The organism is Blastococcus sp. KM273129, assembly GCF_021698995.1.
Classification (GTDB): Bacteria; Actinomycetota; Actinomycetes; order Mycobacteriales; family Geodermatophilaceae; genus Blastococcus.
In genome coordinates this window covers 49,479-67,674 of the sequence record NZ_SSXB01000010.1, presented here as the reverse complement: position 1 = coordinate 67,674, position 18,196 = coordinate 49,479, and the positions used below count along the sequence as shown (strand labels likewise).

The window sequence follows — 18,196 nt, the reverse complement described above, 5'->3', positions numbered from 1 at the left end:
GCCGCATGCCCGCCATACCTCCACCGGGTGGGTGAGCGCAGGTTCCCGACGAGGCCTGGGTGAGGGCGGGGTCAGGCCGCGCGGCGGTCCGGGTGCACCCAGCCGATCGCCGGCGCGACCTGCTCGACGACCGTCCGCAGCAGCCTTGCGTTGTACTCGACGCCCAGCATGTTGGGCACCGTGAGCAGCAGGCTGTCGGCCTCGCGGACGGCGGCGTCCTTGGCCAGCGCCTCGGCCAGCGCGTCCGGCTCACCGGTGTAGCTCTTCCCGAACCGGGCCCGCACCCCCTCGAGGATGCCGACCTGGTCCTCGCCGTCCCGGCCGCCGCCGAAGTACTGCCGGTCCTGGTCGGTGGTGATCGGCAGCACGCTGCGGCTCACCGACACCCGCGGCTCGCGCTCCCACCCGGCGTCGGCCCAGGCGGCGCGGTACCGGGCGATCTGCTCGGCCTGCAGCTCGTCGAAGGGCACACCGGTGTCCTCGACCAGCAGCGTCGAGCTCATCAGGTTCAGCCCCTGCCGGGCCGTCCACTCCGCCGTCGCCCGGGTGCCCGACCCCCACCAGATCCGGTCGGCCAGCCCCGGCGACTGCGGCTGGACCGCCAGCCTGCCGCTCGCGCCGCCGGTCATCCGCGGATCGGCGTCCACCACCGGCTGCCCGGCGATCGCGGCCGTGAACAGGGCGGTCTTCTGCCGCGCCAGGTCGGCGTCGGTGCTGCCCTCGCCGGGTACGTAGCCGAAGGCCTCCGAGCCGCGCAGCGCCGTCTCCGGGGAGCCCCGGCTCACCCCCAGCTGCAGCCGGCCGCCGGCGAGCAGGTCGGTCGCGGCGGCCTCCTCCGCCATGTACAGGGGGTTCTCGTAGCGCATGTCGATGACGCCGGTGCCCAGCTCGATCCGCCGGGTGCGCGCCGCCATCGCGGCCAGCAGCGGGAACGGGGAGGACAGCTGCCGGGCGAAGTGGTGCACCCGCACGAAGGCGCCGTCGAGGCCCATCTCCTCGGCGGCCTCCGCCAGCTCCACGCTCTGCACGAGGGCGTCCCGTCCGGTGCGCACCAGCGAGCCGGGGATGGGCTGCCAGTGGCCGAAGGACAGGAAGCCGATCCGCTTCTCCACGACAGGTCCTTTCGTCGATGTCTGCTGCTGGAGCGCGTCGACGGCGGCCGGGATTCCCGCCGCGCATGGCAGGTCCACCACGCGGGCGCGACCCGTGGGGCGGGTGTGACGACCTGCGACGCAGTGTGACTGGTCGACCACGACTCTCCGTGAACGGGTTCCGTCACTTCTCGCCTGCGATGCGTGACGCTGTCCCGGTGAGCCTCCCCGCACCCGAGATGCCCCGTTCCCCGGGCACGCCCGGCGGCGGCGCCGGGCAGCGCTTGCGGGCGATCGACACGCTGCTCGCCGACCGGGGCCAGCTGTTCCAGGCCCTGTTCCTCGGCGCACCGATCGCCAAGGCCCTCGTCGACCTCGACGGTCACGTGCTGGTCGCCAACCCGCGGATGTGCGCCCTCACCGGCCGCACCGCCGAGAGCCTCGCGGGCCGGCACGTCGACCTGCTGGCGCACCCCGACGACCCGCCGGTGGGCGACCTCGGGCTGAGGCCGGCGCCCGGCGAGCCGGACCTGGACCCGAACCTGCTGCTCGACGGCGAGCGCCGGCTGCGCCGCTCGGACGGCACCGAGCTGTGGGTGGTGCAGTCCCACGAGGTGGTGCGGCAGAACAACGGGACGCCGCAGTTCGTCGTCCTCTCGCTGGTCGACGTCACCGACCGCCGCCGGGCGGAGGAGGACGCCGTCCGCCGGGCCTTCATGGACCCGCTCACCGGACTGCCCAACCGCCGCGCCCTCACCGACCGGCTCCGGCACGCCGTCGCGCTCTCCCGCCGCCGCGGCCTGCAGGTCGGCCTCGTGCACCTCAACATCGACCGCTTCCAGGCGGTCAACGACGCGCTCGGCCACGAGGCCGGTGACCTGCTGCTCAGCCAGTTCGCCGACCGGCTCCGGTGGAGCACCCGCGTCGAGGACACCGCGGTGCGCCTGGGCGCCGACGAGTTCCTGGTGGTCGCCGAGGACGTCGAGGACCTCGACGGGCTGCGCGCGCTGGCCGACCGCCTGCTCAGCGTGCTCGACGAGCCGTTCGTGGTGAACGACCGCGAGGTCACCCTGTCGGCGAGCGTCGGGCTCACCCTCGGCGCCGACATGACCCCCGACGACCTGCTGCGCCAGGCGCAGAGCGCGCTCACCAGGGCCAAGGCCGACGGCCAGCGCGCCCGCATCGAGGTGCACGAGGGGGCGCTGTCGCGCAGCGACGTGGACGCCCTGCAGCTGGAGACCGAGCTGCGCCACGCGCTCGACAACGACGAGCTGCGGCTGTTCTACCAGCCGATCGTGCACCTGGCCGACGAGACGCTGCTCGGCTACGAGGCGCTGCTCCGCTGGCAGCACCCCACCCGCGGGCTGCTGCCGCCCGGCGCCTTCCTCGACGTCGCGGAGAACAACCGGCTCACCTCCAAGCTGGGCGCCTGGGTGCTGCGGCGCGCCTGCCTCGACGCCGCCACCTGGGCCGACGACCTGCGGGTGCACGTCAACATCTCGGCCCGCCACCTGGCCGAGGACGGCTTCAGCGAGCTCGTCGCCGCGGCCCTGGAGGAGTCGGGGCTGCCGCCGCAGCGGCTGGAGCTGGAGATCACCGAGTCGACGGCCCTCTTCGCCGCCGAGGCCACCCTGCACTCGGTCGCCGTCGTCACCGATCAGGGCGTGACGCTGGCGCTGGACGACTTCGGCACCGGCTACTCGGCGATCACCGCGCTGCACCGGCTGCCGATCCACACCGTCAAGATCGACCGGTCGTTCGTCGCCGACGTCGTCACGCAGCCCTCGACCGCGGCTCTCGTGCACGGCCTGCTCCAGCTCGGCCGCGGCATGGGCCTGCAGGTCATCGCCGAGGGCATCGAGGACCTCGACCAGGCCGCGTGGCTGCTCGACCACGGGTGCGCCATGGCGCAGGGCTACGCCTTCGGCCGCCCCGCGCCCCTGCCCAGCCCGGCCGAGGTGCTCATCGGCGAGGTCACCGAGACCCCGGCCGAGGACGTCGCCGGCGAGCTGCTGCCCGAGCACCCCGGGCCAGCACCGGCGCTCCCCCGCCAGCGGCCGCCGTCGTCCCCCGCCGGGCACGACCTGGTCGACACCGGCCGGTTCGGTGCCGGCTCGCTCTTCGACGAGCTCGCCGACCCCGACGACGACTGAGGAAGGACCCGGTCCCGCTCCCCACTCGCAGGCTCGTGGCGAGCCTCCGGACCGAGCCGTTCCAGCACGTCACCTCCCCACCGCTCGCACGCTCGGGCCGGGTCCCTGGAGGGGGCCGTTCCAGCGCGTCACGTGCGAGGCAGGGCGAGGGGCACGGGGCGCTTGGCGGCGCGGCCGTCGCCGGAGGAGCGGCCGCGCAGCCGCCGGCCGATCCACGGCGCCACGAAGCCGCGCACCCAGGCGGCCTCCTCGGCCAGCGCCGCCCGCAGCTCTCGGGGCGGCTGCGGCGGCAGCGGAGTGCGCCAGTCCTCGCCGTCGGCACCGGGCAGCCCCAGCGCCGCGGCGGCGGCCAGCGCCATCCGGCGGTGGCCCTCGTCGGTGAGGTGGATGCGGTCGGTGTCCCACAGGCGGAAGTCCTGGATCCAGGCCGCGCCCCACTGGTCCAGGACGGCGGCGCCGTGCCGCGCCGCGATCGACCACAGGTTGGCGTCGAAGACGGCGATCCGGCCGCGCAGCCGGCGCAGGATGGGCGTGTTCCGGGTGTCCGCGGTGGTGGCCAGGAGGACGTCGGCGCCCGCGGCGCGGAACCGGACGACGGCGGACTCCAGCTGCGCGGCCAACGCGTCGGGGTCGGCGCCCGGGCGCATCAGGTCGTTGCCGCCGGCGACCAGGCTGACCAGGTCGGGCTGCGCCGCCAGGGCCACCGGCACCTGCTCGTCGAGCACCTGCGCCAGCAGCCGGCCGCGGATCGCCAGGTTCGCGTACTCGACGTCCGCGCCGGGTGCCGCGGCCGCGAGGTGCTCGGCCAGCCGGTCGGCCCAGCCGCGGTACTCACCCGGGCGTTCGGGGTGGGGGTCGCTGAGCCCCTCGGTGAACGAGTCGCCGAGGGCGATGTAGCGGCGCCAGGGGGAACGCGACGAGCGGTCGAACTGCACGGGGCCACTCCAGCACGACCGCCCGCTGCGCCGTCGCGGGGGTCGGGCCGCGGTCAGCCGCGGTAGGTCTCCAGCAGCCGCAGCCAGATCTCGCTCATCGTCGGGTAGGCCGGGACGGCGTGCCACAGCCGCGCGATCGGCACCTCGCCGACGACCGCGATCGTCGCCGCGTGCAGCAGCTCGGCGACCGCGGGCCCGACGAAGGTCACGCCCAGCAGCACCTCGCGCTCGGTGTCCACGACCGCGACCGCCGTCCCGGTGTACCCGTCGGCGAAGATCGCGGCGCCGGACACGTTCCCGAGCGGGTACTCCACGACGCGGTGCGGCAGCCCGGCCTCCGCAGCCTCCGCGGCGGTCCGCCCGACGCTGGCGACCTGCGGCGAGGTGAACACCACCGACGGCGTCGCGACGTCGTCGGCGGTCGCGACGAACGGCGACCACGCCGAGGTGTCGACCTCCTCCCCGCGGGCCCGCGCCACGATCGCCGCGCCGGCCTGGCGGGCCTCGTACTTCCCCATGTGGGTGAGCTGGCGGCGCCCGTTGACGTCACCCACCCCGTACAGCCACGAGGAGCCCCGGACCCGCAGCGAGGCGTCGACGGAGAGGTACTCCCCCGGTTCGAGGCCCACGGTCTCCGCGCCGATCTCCCCCGTCCGCGCCGCGCGGCCGGTCGCGACCAGCACCTCGTCCCCGCGCACCTCGCCGTCCGCCGTCGTCAGGACCACCTCGGTGCCGTCGCGGCGGGCGGCGGTCACCTCGGTGTCCAGCCGCACGGCCACGCCCGCCTCCCGCAGCGATGCCGCGACGGCGTCCCCCGCCTGCGGCTCCAGCCCCGGCAGCAGCCGGTCCCCGCGCTGCAGCAGCGTCACCTGCGAGCCCAGCGCCTGCCAGGCCGTCGCCATCTCGCAGCCGACGTAGCCGCCGCCCAGCACCAGCAGGCGGCCCGGTGCCTCCTTGGCGCTGGTGGCCTCGCGGGGCCCCCACGGGTCGACGTCGGCCAGCCCCTCCACCGGCGGCAGGGCCGCCTGCGAACCCGTGCACACGGCGACGGCGTGCCGGGCGGTCAGCCGGGTGGTCGTGCCGTCGTCGGCGGTGACGACGACGGCGCGCTCGCCGTCGAGCCGGCCGGTGCCCCGGAGCAGGTCGATGCCGGCACCGTGCACCCACTCGACCTGGCCGGAGTCGTCCCAGTGCGACGTGAACGAGTCACGGCGGGCGAGGGTGGCCGCCACGTCCTGCTCCCCGGTGACCGCCTGCGCGGCCCCGTCGACGGCGCGGGCCTCGGCGAGCACCTCGGTGCCCCGCAGCAGCGTCTTGCTCGGCATGCACGCCCAGTAGGAGCACTCGCCGCCCACGAGCTCGGGCTCCACCAGCACCGCCGACAGCCCGCCCCGCACGACGACGTCGGCGACGTTCTCGCCGGTGGAGCCGGCGCCCAGGACCACGACGTCGTACGTGCGCTCGGCTTCTGTCGGATCTCCCGGCTCGCCACCGCGGGGCGCTCCGCTCCTCGCTCGTCCCTCGCTGCGCTGCTCACGCCCCTGTCCGCTCACGTGCTCCATCGTGGGGGTGTGGTCGACTGGCCGCCATGCCGGTCGACCCCGCCGCCTTCACCACCGCCCTGGCCCAGCTCGCCGCCGGCGTCTGCCTGCTCACCGTCCGGGACGACATCGACGACGTCGGGACGACGGTCAGCTCGGTGATGAGCGTCTCCGCCGCTCCGCCGCTGGTCGCCGTCGGCCTCTCCGCCGACGGCTACCCGGCCGAGGTGCTGGAGACGGTGGGCTCGGGCGCGCTGACCGTCCTGGCCGCCGAGCACGCGATCATCGCCTCGCGGTTCGCCTCCGCGGGGCGCCCCAGCGCCCGCCACCTGCTGGAGCAGGTGCCGTGGACCCGAGCCCCTGGCAGCGGGGCGATCGTGCTCTCCGGCGGGCTCGCCGCGCTGGACTGCCGGCTGGAGCGGCTCGTCGAGGCCGGCGACCACGTGCTCGCGCTGCTGGCGGTGGACGACGTGCCGGTGCTGGACCCCGCCGCCCGGCCGCTGCTGCGGCTGCGCGGCCGGTTCGTCGACGAGTCGGGCGCGCCCGCCGGCCGCGGCTGACCGGTCTCCCCGCGGGCCGCGTGTCACATCCGCGGGCGCGGCGGTGCTACACCGGCATGGACCTCGTACGGCACGGACGGCCGGCACCGGCGGCCGTCCTGACATTCCCCGGTGCGGTGCGCCGGGTCGGAGGGACGGGCGGCGTGCCGGCAGCAGCGACCCGCGGTGCGGTGCGGCCCGACCTCGAGGAGGTCTTCCGGCGGGAGTACCCGCGGGTCGTCGGCGTGGCCGCGCGGGTGCTCGGCTCCCGCGACCAGGCCGAGGACGTCGCCCAGGAGGTGTTCCTGTCCTTCGGCCGCTCGTCGGTGCCCGCGGCCGAGGCCGGCGGCTGGCTCTCCGTCGCCGCGGCGCACACCGCGCTCAACCTGATCCGCTCGGGCCGCCGCCGCACCTCCCGGGAGGAGGCGGTGGCCGCCACGGTCGACGCCGTCACCCCCGACGTGGCCGACACCGTGCTCACCCTCGAGGACCGCAGCCGCGTCCGGGCCGCGCTGGCCCGGCTGCCCCGCAAGCAGGCGACCGCCCTGGTGCTGCGCCACAGCGGCATGAGCTACGCCGAGGTCGCGACCGCGCTCGATCTGTCCCCCGGCAGCGTCGGCACCACCGTCCGCCGCGCCGAATCCGCACTTCGCGAGGAGCTGAACCGTCATGCGTCACACGGATGAGGGCGTCCTGCGCCGCCTGGTCGACGAGCCGGCCGGGGTCTCCGACGCCGACCGCGGCCACGTCGCCGGCTGCCCCGCCTGCCTGCGCGCGCTCGACGACGTCCGCGCCGATGCGCAGCTCGTCGGCGCGGCGCTCGGCCGGTCGGGTGCCGTCGACACCGACGCGGCCTGGGCCCGGTTCTCCGCCGCCGGGGCCTCGGCCGTCCCCGCCGCCCGCCCGGCGCGCGCTGCCACGCGCAGCCGCTGGGGCGCCGCCGCCCGCCGGCCCGCGGTCGCCGCGCTCGGCGCGGTCGTGCTGCTGACCGGCGCCGGGGTCGCGGCCGCCAACGACTGGTTGCCGATCTTCCAGACCGAGCGGGTCGACCCGGTCGAGGTCACCGCGACCGACCTGGTGCAGGTGCCCGACCTCTCGGCCTACGGCGACGTGGAGATCACCCGGCAACCCGACCCCGAGCAGGTGCCCGATGCCGCCACCGCCGAGGAGCGCACCGGGCTGGCGGTTCCCGAGGTCGCGGAGCTGCCCGAGGGCGTGACCGGCGAGCCGGCCTACCAGGTCGCCGGCGTCGTGGACGCCACCTTCACCTTCTCCGCGGACAAGGCCGCGCAGGCCGCCGCGGCCGAGGGCGAGGTCCTGCCGCCCCCGCCGCCGGGGATCGACGGCAGCACCCTCCGGTTCGAGGCCGGACCGGGGGTGGCCGCGGTGTGGTCGCAGCCCACCGGCGTGCCGACCCTCGTCGTCGCCCGGGTGGGGGCGCCGCAGGTCTTCTCCTCGGGCGTGCCGTTCGAGACGGTGCGCGACCACCTCCTGTCGCTGCCCGGCATCCCCGACGGCCTCGCCGGCCAGCTGCGCGACCTCTCCACCGACGCCGCGACCCTGCCGCTGCCGGTTCCCGCGGAGCTGGTCACCAGCTCCACGGCCGACGTCGACGGGTCGGAGGCGACCGTGCTCACCTCCCGCAACGGGCTCTTCGCCGGCGTGGTCTGGGTCGAGGACGGCGTGATGACCGGGGTCGCCGGCTCGCTCAGCGCCGACGAGCTGCTGTCGGTCGCCCGTGGGCTCGGCTGACGCCGCTACGGTCCGGGGCATGGCAACCGGGTCGACGGCGGCGGGGACGTCGGGCGGTGCGCTCGACGACCTGCCGCCGTCACCGGCGGTCTGGTGCTCCGGGCTGCGCAAGCGGTACGGACGCCGGACCGCCGTCGACGACGTCTCCTTCAGCGTCGGCCGGGGCGAGGTCGTCGGCCTGCTCGGACCCAACGGCGCCGGGAAGACCAGCGTCATCAAGATGCTGCTCGGCCTCGTGCGCCCCGACGCCGGCGAGGTGCTGCTGCTCGGCCGGCCGTCGACGGACCCGCGCTCGCGGGGCGCCGTCGGGTACCTGCCCGAGCTGTTCCGCTACCAGCCGTGGCTGACCGCCGCCGAGGTGCTCGACCTGCACGTGAAGCTCGCCCGGGCCGACGTGCCCGCCGCGGAGCGCCGGGAGTGCCTGGCGCTGGTGGGCCTCTCCGAGCGGACCGGTGACCGGGTCGGCGGGTTCTCCAAGGGCATGCAGCAGCGGCTCGGGCTCGCCGTCGCGCTGGTCGCCCGGCCCGAGCTGGTGGTCCTCGACGAGCCGACCAGCGCGCTGGACCCGCTGGGCCGGGTGGACGTCCGCGACATCGTGCTCTCGCTGCGCTCCAGGGGCGTCGCCGTCCTGCTGAACTCGCACCTGATCGGCGAGGTCGAGCGGGTCTGCGACCGGGTGGTCATCCTCGACCGGGGTCGGGTGGCGGCCTCGGGCACGCTCACCGAGCTGCTCGGCCAGCACGAGGTCCGGCTGCGGCTGGGCGACGTGGGCCCGCGGGCCGACGAGCGGCTGCGCGCGACCGGCACGCTCACCCGCAGCGGCGACTGGTTCACCGTCGCGCTGGCCGCCGAGGACGACGGCGTCACCGTGCCGGACCTGGTGCGCGACCTGGTCGGCCTGGGGGTGCGCGTGCACGCCGTGGAGCCCGTGCGGATCAGCTTGGAGGAGCGGCTGCTCGCCGTGCTGCGCCACGAGGAGGCCGCGCCGTGATCGTCGTGACGATCGCGGGGCTGACCCTGCGGGAGGCCGCCCGGCGCAAGGTCGTGTGGGCGCTGCTGGCGCTGACCGTGGTGCTGCTCGCCCTCAGCGGGTGGGGCTTCTCCCGGCTCATCGGCCTGGACACCGAGCTCGGCACGCTGACCAGCGGCGAGGCGCGCCTGGTGGCGTCCCTGCTGACCAACCTGATCATGTTCGGCTTCAGCCTGATCGCGGCGATCGGCACCGCCTTCCTCGCGGGGCCCACCCTCGCCGGCGAGGTCGAGTCGGGCCAGGCGCTGGCGGTGCTCGCCCGGCCGGTGCGCCGGTCGTCGGTGCTGCTCGGCAAGTGGCTCGGCCTGCTCACCTTCGGGTGCGGTTACGTGGTGCTGGCCGGGCTGGCGCAGCTGCTCGTCGTCCGCGGGGTGGTGGGTTACTGGCCGCCGTCGCCGGCCGCGGGCCTGGCGCTGCTGGGCGCGGAGACCGTCGTGCTCCTCACGCTGGCCCTGCTGCTGTCCAGCGTCATCTCGCCGATGGCGTCGGGGATCGTCGCGGTCGGCCTGTTCGGCGCCACCTGGGTCGCCGGCGTGGTCGGCGGCATCGGCGGGGCGCTGGGCAACGATGGCGTCGAGCGGGTGGGCAGCGTGTCGCGGGTGCTGCTGCCCACCGACGGGCTGTGGCGCGGCGCCATGAACGCGTTCCAGGACCCGGTCGCGCCGATCCAGATGGGCCCGGAGGGCGGTTTCCCCTTCCTCGCCGACGCCCCGCTGAGCCCGGTGTACCTGGCCTGGGCCGTGCTGTGGGTCGCCGTCGTCCTCGGCCTGACCGCGCTCTCCTTCCAGCGCCGGGACGTGTGACCGCGGTTCCCGGTCGCTCGCTCGACGAGACCGGTCAGGCGACACCGTCCGGGGCCACCGCTCGGAGCCGCTCCCCGGTCCGCTCTGCCCCGCGGCGGACCCCGGTCCGGGCGAGCAGCAGCTCGATGAGCAGCGCGCACGCCGCGGCGCAGGCCATCGTCGAGACCATCAGCGACGGGCTCGTCCCCCCGGCGGCGATCAGCGGAGCGACCCCACCGCTGACCCCGAACTGGGCGAGGCCCAGGACGCCGATGGCCGTCCCGGCACGGGAGCGGTGACGTGCCACGGCCAGGGCCGACGCCGAGGGCAGGACGAGGGACACCGCGGACACGGCCGCCACGAGCAGGGGCAGCACCCATGGGCGGCCGGCGCCGAGGACGACAGCGGCGGCGAGTGCGCAGTCGAGCGCGAGGCCGACGACGAGGCCGGCGCGCAGGGTCCACGCGGCACCCCGGCGACGCACGAGCCAGGCACCGACCTGCCCGGCCGCCATCATCCCGAGGGCCGAGCCGGCGAACACGTAGGAGTACGCCTGGACGCTGAGCCCGTAGTCGCCCTGCAGCACGAACGGGCTCATCGACAGGTAGGCGAACAGGACCGTCGTCACGAGCGCCACCACGCCCGTGAACCCCAGGAAGCGTGGGTCGCGCAGCACCGTCGCGAACCGGCCGCCGGTCGCCCGGAGCCCGCCGTTGCCCCGGGCGCCGGGCGGGAGGCTCTCGGGAAGCCCCCACGCCGCCGCCACGAGGATCACGGCCCCGATCACGCCGAGAGCGACGAACAGACCGGGCCAGGACGTGAGCCGCACCAGCTGACCACCGAAGAGAGGGCCGGTCACCGGGGCGATGCCGGTCACCAGCAGCAGGAGCGAGAACACCCGCGCGACGTCGTCGGTGCCGAAACGGTCCCGGACGATGGCCCGCGCGATGACGATGCAGGCACCGCCGCCGATGCCCTGCACCAGCCGCAGCCCGAGCAGCAGGCCGATGTCGGGCGCCAGCGCGCACAGCGAGGAGCTGGCGGCGTAGGCGCCGACCCCGATGAGCAGCGGTCGCCGGCGCCCGTAGCGATCGCTGACCGGGCCGATCAGCAGCTGGCCGAACGCCAGCCCCACCATGCAGGCCGTCATCGTCAGCTGGACCATCGCCTCCGTGGTGGCCAGGTCATCGGCCATCTGCGGCAGGGCCGGGAGGTAGAGGGTCAGGGACAGGGGTCCGACGGCGGTGAGCGCGCCCAGGACGAGCACGAGCCGTAGCGGCACCCCCGGGCGTCGCTGTGCGCTGCTCACACGTCCGTGACCCGGACCCCGGCGTGGACCTTGTACCGGCGGTTGACCGACACCAGGTTGGCGGTCAGCGCCTCCACCTGCCGGGCGTTGCGCAGCCGTCCGGCGTAGACACCCCGCACACCGGGCAGACGTCCGGCGAGGGCCTGCACGGTGTCGGTAGCCGACCGGTCGTCACCGACCACCATCACATCGGCATCGATGGTGGGGTGGGACAGGTCCTCGAGGATCACGGCCGAGAGGTGGTGGAAGGCGCCGACGACGGAGCTGGCCGGTAGCAGGGCTGCCGCCTGCTCGGTCACGCTGCCCTCGGGGACATCGAGGACGTAGGCGCCCCGCGCGTCGAAGGCCATGGGCACCACGCAGTCGACGACGACCTTGCCCGCAAGGGCGTCCGCCAGTGGCGCCAGCGTGTCGGCGTGACCCGAGTGGGGAACCGCGACCACGACCAGATCGGCACCGCGGGCTACCTCGAGGTTCGACCCACCCGTGACCCGCACGTCGGTCCCGCCGGCAGCGCGGCCACGCGCGGCCACCCCGGCCGCGACCTCACCGGCGCGGTCCGCGTCGCGGGATCCGAGAGCGACCGGCTGCCCGGCCAGGGCCAGGCGCAGGGCCAGCCCGCGACCCTGCGGGCCAGTTCCACCGAGCACCCCGACGGTCAGCCGGCCGACGTCCACCCCGCTCCGGTCGGTCCGGGCGGCGGGGCGTGGCGGGGTGGTGGTCACGGGCAGCTCCTTGGGGACGAGGGCGGTGATCGGTCGTCGGGCGGTCGGGGACGCCGGGGGGGCGGGTCACCGCAGGACCAGCAGGAGGTCGCCGCCCTCGACCTGCTGGACGGGCACGACGGCGAGGCGGGAGACGGTGCCTGCGACGGGCGCCGTGATGGCCGCCTCCATCTTCATGGCTTCGATGGTGGCCAGTTGCTGCCCGGCGTCCACCGCGTCGCCTTCCGTGACCGCCAGCGAGACCACGCCGGCGAAGGGGGCGGACACGTGCCCGGGGTCGGCGCGATCGGCCTTCTCCGCGACCTTGACCGCCGCCTCGACCGAGCGATCGCGGACCGTGACCGGCCGTAGCTGACCGTTCAGCGTGCACATGACGGTGCGCATGCCGCGGTCGTCGGGCTCGGAGATCGCCTCGATGCTCATCAGCAGCTGGACGCCGGGCTCCAGGTCGACGGCGTGCTCCTCCCCCGGTCGCAGCCCGTAGAGCACCTCTCGGGTCGGCAGCACGGAGGTGTCCCCGAAGAGGTCCAGGTGGGCGGCGTAGTCGCGGGCCGGCCCGGGGAACAGCAGCCGGTTGAGCGTCGCCCGGGGCTGCTCGGCCAGCCCGCGCACGTCGTCGTCGTCCAACTCCACCGGGGGCTGCGGCGGACGTCGGCCCACCAGGGCCTTGCTGCGGAAGGGTTCCGGCCAACCTCCCGGAGGGTTGCCCAGCTCCCCGCGCAGGAAGCCGATCACCGAGTCGGGCAGGTCGTACCTGGCCGGGTCGTCGGCGAACTCCGCGACCGTCACGCCCGACCCCACCAGCTGCAGGGCCAGGTCACCGACCACCTTGGACGAGGGGGTGACCTTGACCAGCCGCCCCAGCAGCCGGTCGGCGGCCGCGTAGGCGTCCTCGACCTCCTCGAACCGCTGACCGAGGCCCAGCGCGATCGCCTGCTGGCGCAGGTTCGACAGCTGGCCGCCGGGGATCTCGTGCGTGTACACGCGACCGGTCGGGGCGGTGAGCCCCGACTCGAACGGCGCGTACAACTGGCGGACCGCTTCCCAGTACGGCTCGAGGTCGTTCACGGCCGCCAGGCTCAGCCCGGTGGCCCGCTCGGTGTGGTCCGTGGCGGCCACGATGGCCGACAGCGGCGGCTGGCTGGTGGTGCCCGCCATGGCGGCGGTCGCCCCGTCCACGGCGTCCACACCCGCCCCCCAGGCCGCGAGCAGCGTGGCCAGCTGGCCGCCGGAGGTGTCGTGGGTGTGCAGGTGGACCGGGAGGTCGAACCGCTCGCGGAGCCCGCGGACCAGGAGCTCGGCAGCAGGTGGCCGGAGCAGGCCGGCCATGTCCTTGATCGCCAGCACGTGCGCCCCCGCCTCGACGATGCGCTCGGCGAGCTGCAGGTAGTGGTCGAGGGTGTAGAGCGGCTCCGACGGGTCGGACAGGTCTCCGGTGTAGCACAGGGCCACCTCGGCGACCGCCGTCCCCGTCTCCCGGACCGCGTCGATGGCCGGGCGCATCTGCTCGACGTCGTTGAGGGCGTCGAAGATCCGGAAGACGTCGATCCCGGCCGCGGTCGCCTCACGGACGAAGGTCGTGGTGACCAGCTCCGGGTACGGCGTGTACCCGACGGTGTTGCGTCCCCGCAGCAGCATCTGCAGGCAGATGTTGGGCACGGCCTCCCGGATCGCGGTGAGGCGGTCCCACGGGTCCTCGTGCAGGAAGCGCAGCGCCACGTCGTAGGTCGCCCCACCCCAGGCCTCCAGCGACCAGAGCTCGGGCGTGGTGCGGGCCATGTGGCCGGCGGCCGCGACCAGGTCCTTGGTCCGTACCCGGGTGGCCAGCAGTGACTGGTGCGCGTCCCGCATGGTCGTGTCGGTGACCGCGAGGGCCGGTTGCCTGCGCAGGTCCGCGGCGAAACGGCTCGGCCCGAACTCGCGGAGCCGCTGACGGGACCCCGGCGGTGGGGGCGTCCGCACGTCCACCGGCGGGAGCTTGCCGGCCGGGTCGATCACGCGGGTGCGCTCGCCGTGCGGCCGGTTGACCGTCACGTCCGCGAGGTAGGTCAGCAGCTTGGTGCCACGATCGGCCGAGGAGCGCGCGGTGAGCAGCTGCGGTCGCTCGCCGATGAACGACGTCGTGACCCGGCCGGCGCGGAAGTCCTCGTCGTCGAGGACCGCCTGCAGGAACGGGATGTTCGTCGCCACGCCGCGGATGCGGAACTCCGCCACGGCGCGTCGGGCGCGGTGGACCGCCGTGTCGAAGTCCCGCCCCCGGCAGGTCAGCTTCACGAGCAGGGAGTCGAAGTGCGCTCCCACCTCCGCACCGAGGGACGAGCCGCCGTCCAGCCGGATCCCCGCACCGCCCGGCGACCGGTAGGCGGTGATCCGGCCGATGTCCGGGCGGAACTCGTTCGCCGGGTCCTCCGTGGTGATCCGGCACTGCAGGGCGGCGCCCCTGAGCCGGATGGACTCCTGGACCAGGCCGAGTCCGGCCAGCGTCTCCCCAGCGGCGATCCGCAGCTGCGCGTGCACGAGGTCGACGTCGGTCACCTCCTCGGTGACCGTGTGCTCCACCTGGATCCGCGGGTTCATCTCGATGAACACGTGGCGGCCGTCCCGGTCGAGGAGGAACTCGACGGTGCCGGCGTTGACGTAGCCGATGGCCTGGGCGAACGTGACCGCGTCGCGGCAGATCCGGTCGCGCAGCGCCGGGTCCAGGTTCGGCGCCGGCGCGAGCTCGACCACCTTCTGGTGCCGGCGCTGCACCGAGCAGTCGCGCTCGAAGAGGTGCACCACGTCGCCGGTCCCGTCGGCGAGGACCTGCACCTCGATGTGACGCGGGTCGACGACCGCCTGCTCGATGAAGACGGTGGCGTCGCCGAACGCCGCCTCCGCCTCCCGCATGGCCGCCTGGACCGCACCGGGGAGGTCCGCCGGCTCCGCGACGCGCCGCATCCCGCGGCCACCACCACCCGCGACGGCCTTCACGAAGAGCGGGAAGGGCATGTCCCGGGCGGCGGCCAGGACGGCGTCGACGTCGGCGCTCGGCTCGGTCGAGGCCAGCACCGGCAGCCCCGCCTCGCGGGCCGCGGCGACCGCGCGCGCCTTGTTCCCCGTCAGCTCCAGGACTGCCGAGGGCGGGCCGACGAAGGTGATACCGGCAGCCGCGCAGGCCGCCGCGAGCTCCGGGTTCTCCGCCAGGAACCCGTATCCCGGGTAGATCGCGTCCGCACCGGCCCGCCGCGCCGCGGTGAGGACCTCGTCGACGGAGAGGTACGCCCGCACCGGGTGCCCGGGCTCCCCGATCTGGTAGCTCTCGTCGGCCTTGAGACGGTGGACGGAGTTGCGGTCCTCCCACGGGAAGACCGCGACCGTCCCCACGCCGAGCTCGTAGGCGGCGCGGAAGGCCCGCACCGCGATCTCGCCGCGATTGGCGACCAGGACCTTGGAGAACATCGTTTCCCTTCCGGACGACCACGGGAGAGGGCAGGGGTCCACCCGGACCGCGCCGCGGCGGTCCGAGCGGCCTCGCTAGGCGACGTCGGCGTCTCGCTGCGCGGCCTGCAGGTCCAGCGCGATGTCGACGATCATGTCCTCCTGGCCGCCCACCAGGGCCCGCCGCCCGACCTCGAGCAGGATGGTCCGGACGTCGACGTCGTAGCGCTCCGACGCCGCTTCGGCGTGCCGGAGGAAGCTGGAGTAGACGCCGGCGTAGCCGAGGGTCAGCGTCTCCCGGTCCACCTGCACCGGGCGGTCCTGCAGGGGCCGCACCAGGTCGTCGGCGGCGTCCTGCAGCGCGAACAGGTCGCAGCCGTGCTGCCAGCCCTGCAGGTTCGCCACGGCGACGAACGGCTCGATGGGGCAGTTGCCGGCGCCGGCGCCCTGCCCGGCAAGGGAAGCGTCGACCCGGGTGACGCCCTCTTCCACGGCCACCACCGAGTTGGCCACGCCCAGCGACAGGTTCTGGTGGGCGTGGATGCCGATCTGCGTGTCGGCCTGGAGCACGTCCCGGTAGGCCCGCACCCGTTCCCGGACGCCGTCCATGGTGAGCCGGCCGCCGGAGTCGGTGACGTAGACGCAGTGGGCGCCGTAGGACTCCATCAGCCCCGCCTGCCGCGCCAGCTCGGTGGCCGGCGCCATGTGGCTCATCATGAGGAAGCCCGACACGTCCATGCCGAGGTCGCGTGCGGTGGCGATGTGCTGGGCCGCCACGTCGGCCTCGGTGCAGTGCGTCGCGATCCGGATGGACCGCACGCCCAGCGAGTGCGCCTCCTTCAGCTCGGCGATGGTGCCGATCCCGGGCAGGAGGAGCGTGGTGAGCACGGCGCGCCGCGCGTTCTCGGCGGCGGCCTCGATCCACTCCCAGTCGGTGTTGCTGCCCGGTCCGTAGTTCAGGCTGCCACCGGCCAGGCCGTCGCCGTGAGCCACCTCGATCGCGTCCACGCCGGCCGCGTCGAGCGCGGCGACGATCCGGCCGACGTCGACCGGGTCGATGCGGTGCCGGATGGCGTGCATCCCGTCCCGCAGGGTGACGTCCTGGACGTACAGCGCGGTCACGCCGGAACCCCCGTGCGCTCCCGCTGGGCGCTGCGGGCGAGCCCCTCGCCCACGCGCAGCGCCGCCGAGGTCATGATGTCCAGGTTGCCGGCATACGCGGGCAGGTAGTGGGCGGCCCCCTCGACCTCGAGGAACACCGACACCTTCGTGGTCACCGGCGGCGCCCCGGGTGGGAGGAGCGTGTGCACCGGTTCCCCGTCGCCGACCGGGGAGAACTGGACCTGCTGCTTGAGCCGGTAGCCGGGGACGTACTCGGACACCCGGGCGACCATGTCCTCGACGGAGGCGCGCACGGCGTCGTGGTCGGCGTCGCCGATGAGGCAGAAGACGGTGTCGCGCATGATCAGCGGCGGGTCGGCGGGGTTGAGCACGATGATCGCCTTGCCCCGGCCGGCGCCGCCGACGGTCTGGATGGCGTGCGCGGTTGTCTCGGTGAACTCGTCGATGTTCGCCCGCGTGCCGGGGCCGGCCGACTTCGACGCGATGGAGGCGACGATCTCCGCGTAGGGCACGGGCGTCACCTCGGAGACGGCGGCCACGACGGGGATCGTGGCCTGGCCACCGCACGTCACCATGTTGAGGTTCGGGGCGTCCTGGGCCAGGTGGTGGTCGAGGTTGACCGGCGGCACGACGTAGGGCCCGATGGCCGCGGGCGTGAGGTCCACGAGGCGCTTCCCGTAGGGCGTGAGCTTCTCGGCGTTGGCGATGTGCGCCTTCGCCGAGGTGGCGTCGAAGACGATCTCGATGTCGCCGAAACCTTCCATCGCGATCAGCCCGTCGACGCCCTCGTGCGTCGTCGGGACCCCGAAGCGGGCGGCCCGCGCCAGACCGTCGGAGTCGGGATCGATCCCGACCATCGCGCCCATCTCCAGCACGTCGGAGTTCCGGACGACCTTGATCATGAGGTCGGTGCCGATGTTGCCCGATCCGATGATCGCGACCTTGCTCTTCCTCATGCCGTTCCCTCCCGGGAGAACGTCGCACCGATGGTGCCGAGTGGACCCAGGTCCGCGGACACCGCGGAACCGGGAGGGGTGGCCACCATCGGCCCGAGGGCGCCGGACAGGACGATCTGCCCGGCGCGCAGCGGCTCACCGAGGTCCCGCGCGGTGCGGGCCAGCCAGGCCAGCGCGAGCAGCGGGTCGCCCAGGCACGCGGCGCCGGTGCCCTCCGACACCACCTCGCCGCCGAGCCGCAGCGTCATCGCGACCTCGACCGGCTCCACCTCGGCCAGGGTCCGCCGGACGTCGCCGAGCACGAACAACCCGCTGGAGGCGTTGTCGGCGACGGTGTCGCCGAAGGTGATGTCCCAGCCGGCGATCCGGCTGTCCACGATCTCCAGCGCAGCGACGGCGTAGGCCACGGCGTCGCGCACCTGCCGGTCATCCAGCGGGCCCTCGTCGAGATCCGCGGCGAGGACGAAGGCGATCTCGGCCTCGGTCTTGGGCTGCAGCAGCCGCGCCGAGGGCACCTCGGCCAGGCCGCTCACGTCCATGTCGTCGAAGAGGACGCCGAAGTCGGGCCGGTCGACCCCGAGCTGGCGCTGCACCGCCGGTGACGTCAGCCCGATCTTGCGGCCGACGAGACGGGCACCCGCGGCGCGTCGCCGCTCGGCGAACCGCTGCTGGACCGCGTAGGCGAAGTCCACGTCGTCGGCACCGATCAGGTCACGGACCGGCGCGCAGGGCACACCGGTGCGGGCGGCGGTCGCCAGCCGCTCCGCCGCCTCGTGCACTGCATCCCGTCGCTCACGGGGGGCGCCCGGCGGGGTGATCGCTCGTGTCATGACGTCCTCTG

The 18,196-nt window shown here is 74.8% G+C and carries 15 protein-coding genes; 6 read left to right on the top strand and 9 right to left on the bottom strand.

Annotation, left to right across the window (positions count from 1 at the left end; translation table 11 throughout):
- Nucleotides 1–71 precede the first annotated feature (71 nt).
- Nucleotides 72–1,112 carry an LLM class flavin-dependent oxidoreductase gene (locus E9565_RS04780; protein WP_236834222.1) on the bottom strand — a complete coding sequence of 347 codons (1,041 nt, stop codon included), beginning with the start codon at nucleotides 1,110–1,112 and terminating at the stop codon, nucleotides 72–74.
- Nucleotides 1,113–1,309: 197 nt separating this feature from the next.
- Here E9565_RS04780 and E9565_RS04775 point away from each other — a divergent pair, with 197 nt between their 5' ends.
- Nucleotides 1,310–3,244, top strand: coding sequence for a bifunctional diguanylate cyclase/phosphodiesterase (locus E9565_RS04775; RefSeq protein WP_236825229.1), 1,935 nt, complete (start codon nucleotides 1,310–1,312; stop codon nucleotides 3,242–3,244).
- A 128-nt stretch (nucleotides 3,245–3,372) separates the two neighbouring features.
- Here the strand turns inward: E9565_RS04775 and E9565_RS04770 are convergent, their stop codons facing one another.
- On the bottom strand, nucleotides 3,373–4,179 hold the full coding sequence (locus E9565_RS04770) for an SGNH/GDSL hydrolase family protein (protein ID WP_236825230.1): 807 nt from the start codon (nucleotides 4,177–4,179) through the stop codon (nucleotides 3,373–3,375).
- Nucleotides 4,180–4,232: 53 nt separating this feature from the next.
- Nucleotides 4,233–5,732, bottom strand: a complete 1,500-nt coding sequence (locus E9565_RS04765) for an NAD(P)/FAD-dependent oxidoreductase (protein WP_236834221.1) — start codon at nucleotides 5,730–5,732, stop codon at nucleotides 4,233–4,235.
- A 35-nt stretch (nucleotides 5,733–5,767) separates the two neighbouring features.
- On the opposite strand from E9565_RS04765, the gene E9565_RS04760 reads away from it, so the two are divergent.
- The 5 genes from E9565_RS04760 (at nucleotide 5,768) to E9565_RS04740 (ending at nucleotide 9,844) form a co-directional block, all read left to right on the top strand.
- Complete coding sequence (locus E9565_RS04760; protein ID WP_236825232.1) at nucleotides 5,768–6,280, top strand: flavin reductase family protein; 513 nt, start codon at nucleotides 5,768–5,770, stop codon at nucleotides 6,278–6,280.
- Between the two features lie 143 nt (nucleotides 6,281–6,423).
- Entirely contained in the window at nucleotides 6,424–6,945 is a 522-nt protein-coding gene (locus E9565_RS04755; protein ID WP_236834220.1) for a sigma-70 family RNA polymerase sigma factor, read from the top strand.
- Nucleotides 6,929–8,011, top strand: coding sequence for a hypothetical protein (locus tag E9565_RS04750; RefSeq protein ID WP_236834219.1), 1,083 nt, complete (start codon nucleotides 6,929–6,931; stop codon nucleotides 8,009–8,011). The genes E9565_RS04755 and E9565_RS04750 overlap by 17 nt, the downstream gene beginning before the upstream one ends.
- A 19-nt stretch (nucleotides 8,012–8,030) precedes the next feature.
- The gene (locus tag E9565_RS04745; RefSeq protein WP_236825235.1) at nucleotides 8,031–9,002 is read left to right on the top strand and encodes an ABC transporter ATP-binding protein; all 972 of its coding nucleotides are present in this window, start codon (nucleotides 8,031–8,033) and stop codon (nucleotides 9,000–9,002) included.
- The gene (locus tag E9565_RS04740) at nucleotides 8,999–9,844 is read left to right on the top strand and encodes an ABC transporter permease subunit (RefSeq protein WP_236834218.1); all 846 of its coding nucleotides are present in this window, start codon (nucleotides 8,999–9,001) and stop codon (nucleotides 9,842–9,844) included. The genes E9565_RS04745 and E9565_RS04740 overlap by 4 nt, the downstream gene beginning before the upstream one ends.
- Before the next feature lie 34 nt (nucleotides 9,845–9,878).
- On the opposite strand, the gene E9565_RS04735 is transcribed toward E9565_RS04740, so the two are convergent.
- The 6 genes from E9565_RS04735 to E9565_RS04710 form a co-directional block, all read right to left on the bottom strand.
- Entirely contained in the window at nucleotides 9,879–11,132 is a 1,254-nt protein-coding gene (locus tag E9565_RS04735; protein WP_236834217.1) for a multidrug effflux MFS transporter, read from the bottom strand.
- Nucleotides 11,129–11,857, bottom strand: a complete 729-nt coding sequence (gene npdG, locus E9565_RS04730) for an NADPH-dependent F420 reductase (protein ID WP_236834216.1) — start codon at nucleotides 11,855–11,857, stop codon at nucleotides 11,129–11,131. The genes E9565_RS04735 and npdG overlap by 4 nt, the downstream gene beginning before the upstream one ends.
- Nucleotides 11,858–11,923: 66 nt before the next feature.
- On the bottom strand, nucleotides 11,924–15,298 hold the full coding sequence (locus E9565_RS04725) for a pyruvate carboxylase (protein WP_236834215.1): 3,375 nt from the start codon (nucleotides 15,296–15,298) through the stop codon (nucleotides 11,924–11,926).
- Nucleotides 15,299–15,373: 75 nt separating this feature from the next.
- Complete coding sequence (dmpG, locus tag E9565_RS04720; protein ID WP_236834214.1) at nucleotides 15,374–16,399, bottom strand: 4-hydroxy-2-oxovalerate aldolase; 1,026 nt, start codon at nucleotides 16,397–16,399, stop codon at nucleotides 15,374–15,376.
- A complete protein-coding gene (locus E9565_RS04715; protein ID WP_236834213.1) occupies nucleotides 16,396–17,355 on the bottom strand; it encodes an acetaldehyde dehydrogenase (acetylating) in 960 nt (319 codons plus the stop codon). The genes dmpG and E9565_RS04715 overlap by 4 nt, the downstream gene beginning before the upstream one ends.
- Nucleotides 17,352–18,185, bottom strand: a complete 834-nt coding sequence (locus tag E9565_RS04710; RefSeq protein ID WP_236834212.1) for a 2-keto-4-pentenoate hydratase — start codon at nucleotides 18,183–18,185, stop codon at nucleotides 17,352–17,354. Before E9565_RS04710 ends, E9565_RS04715 begins: the two co-directional genes overlap by 4 nt.
- Between the last annotated feature and the right edge of the window lie 11 nt (nucleotides 18,186–18,196).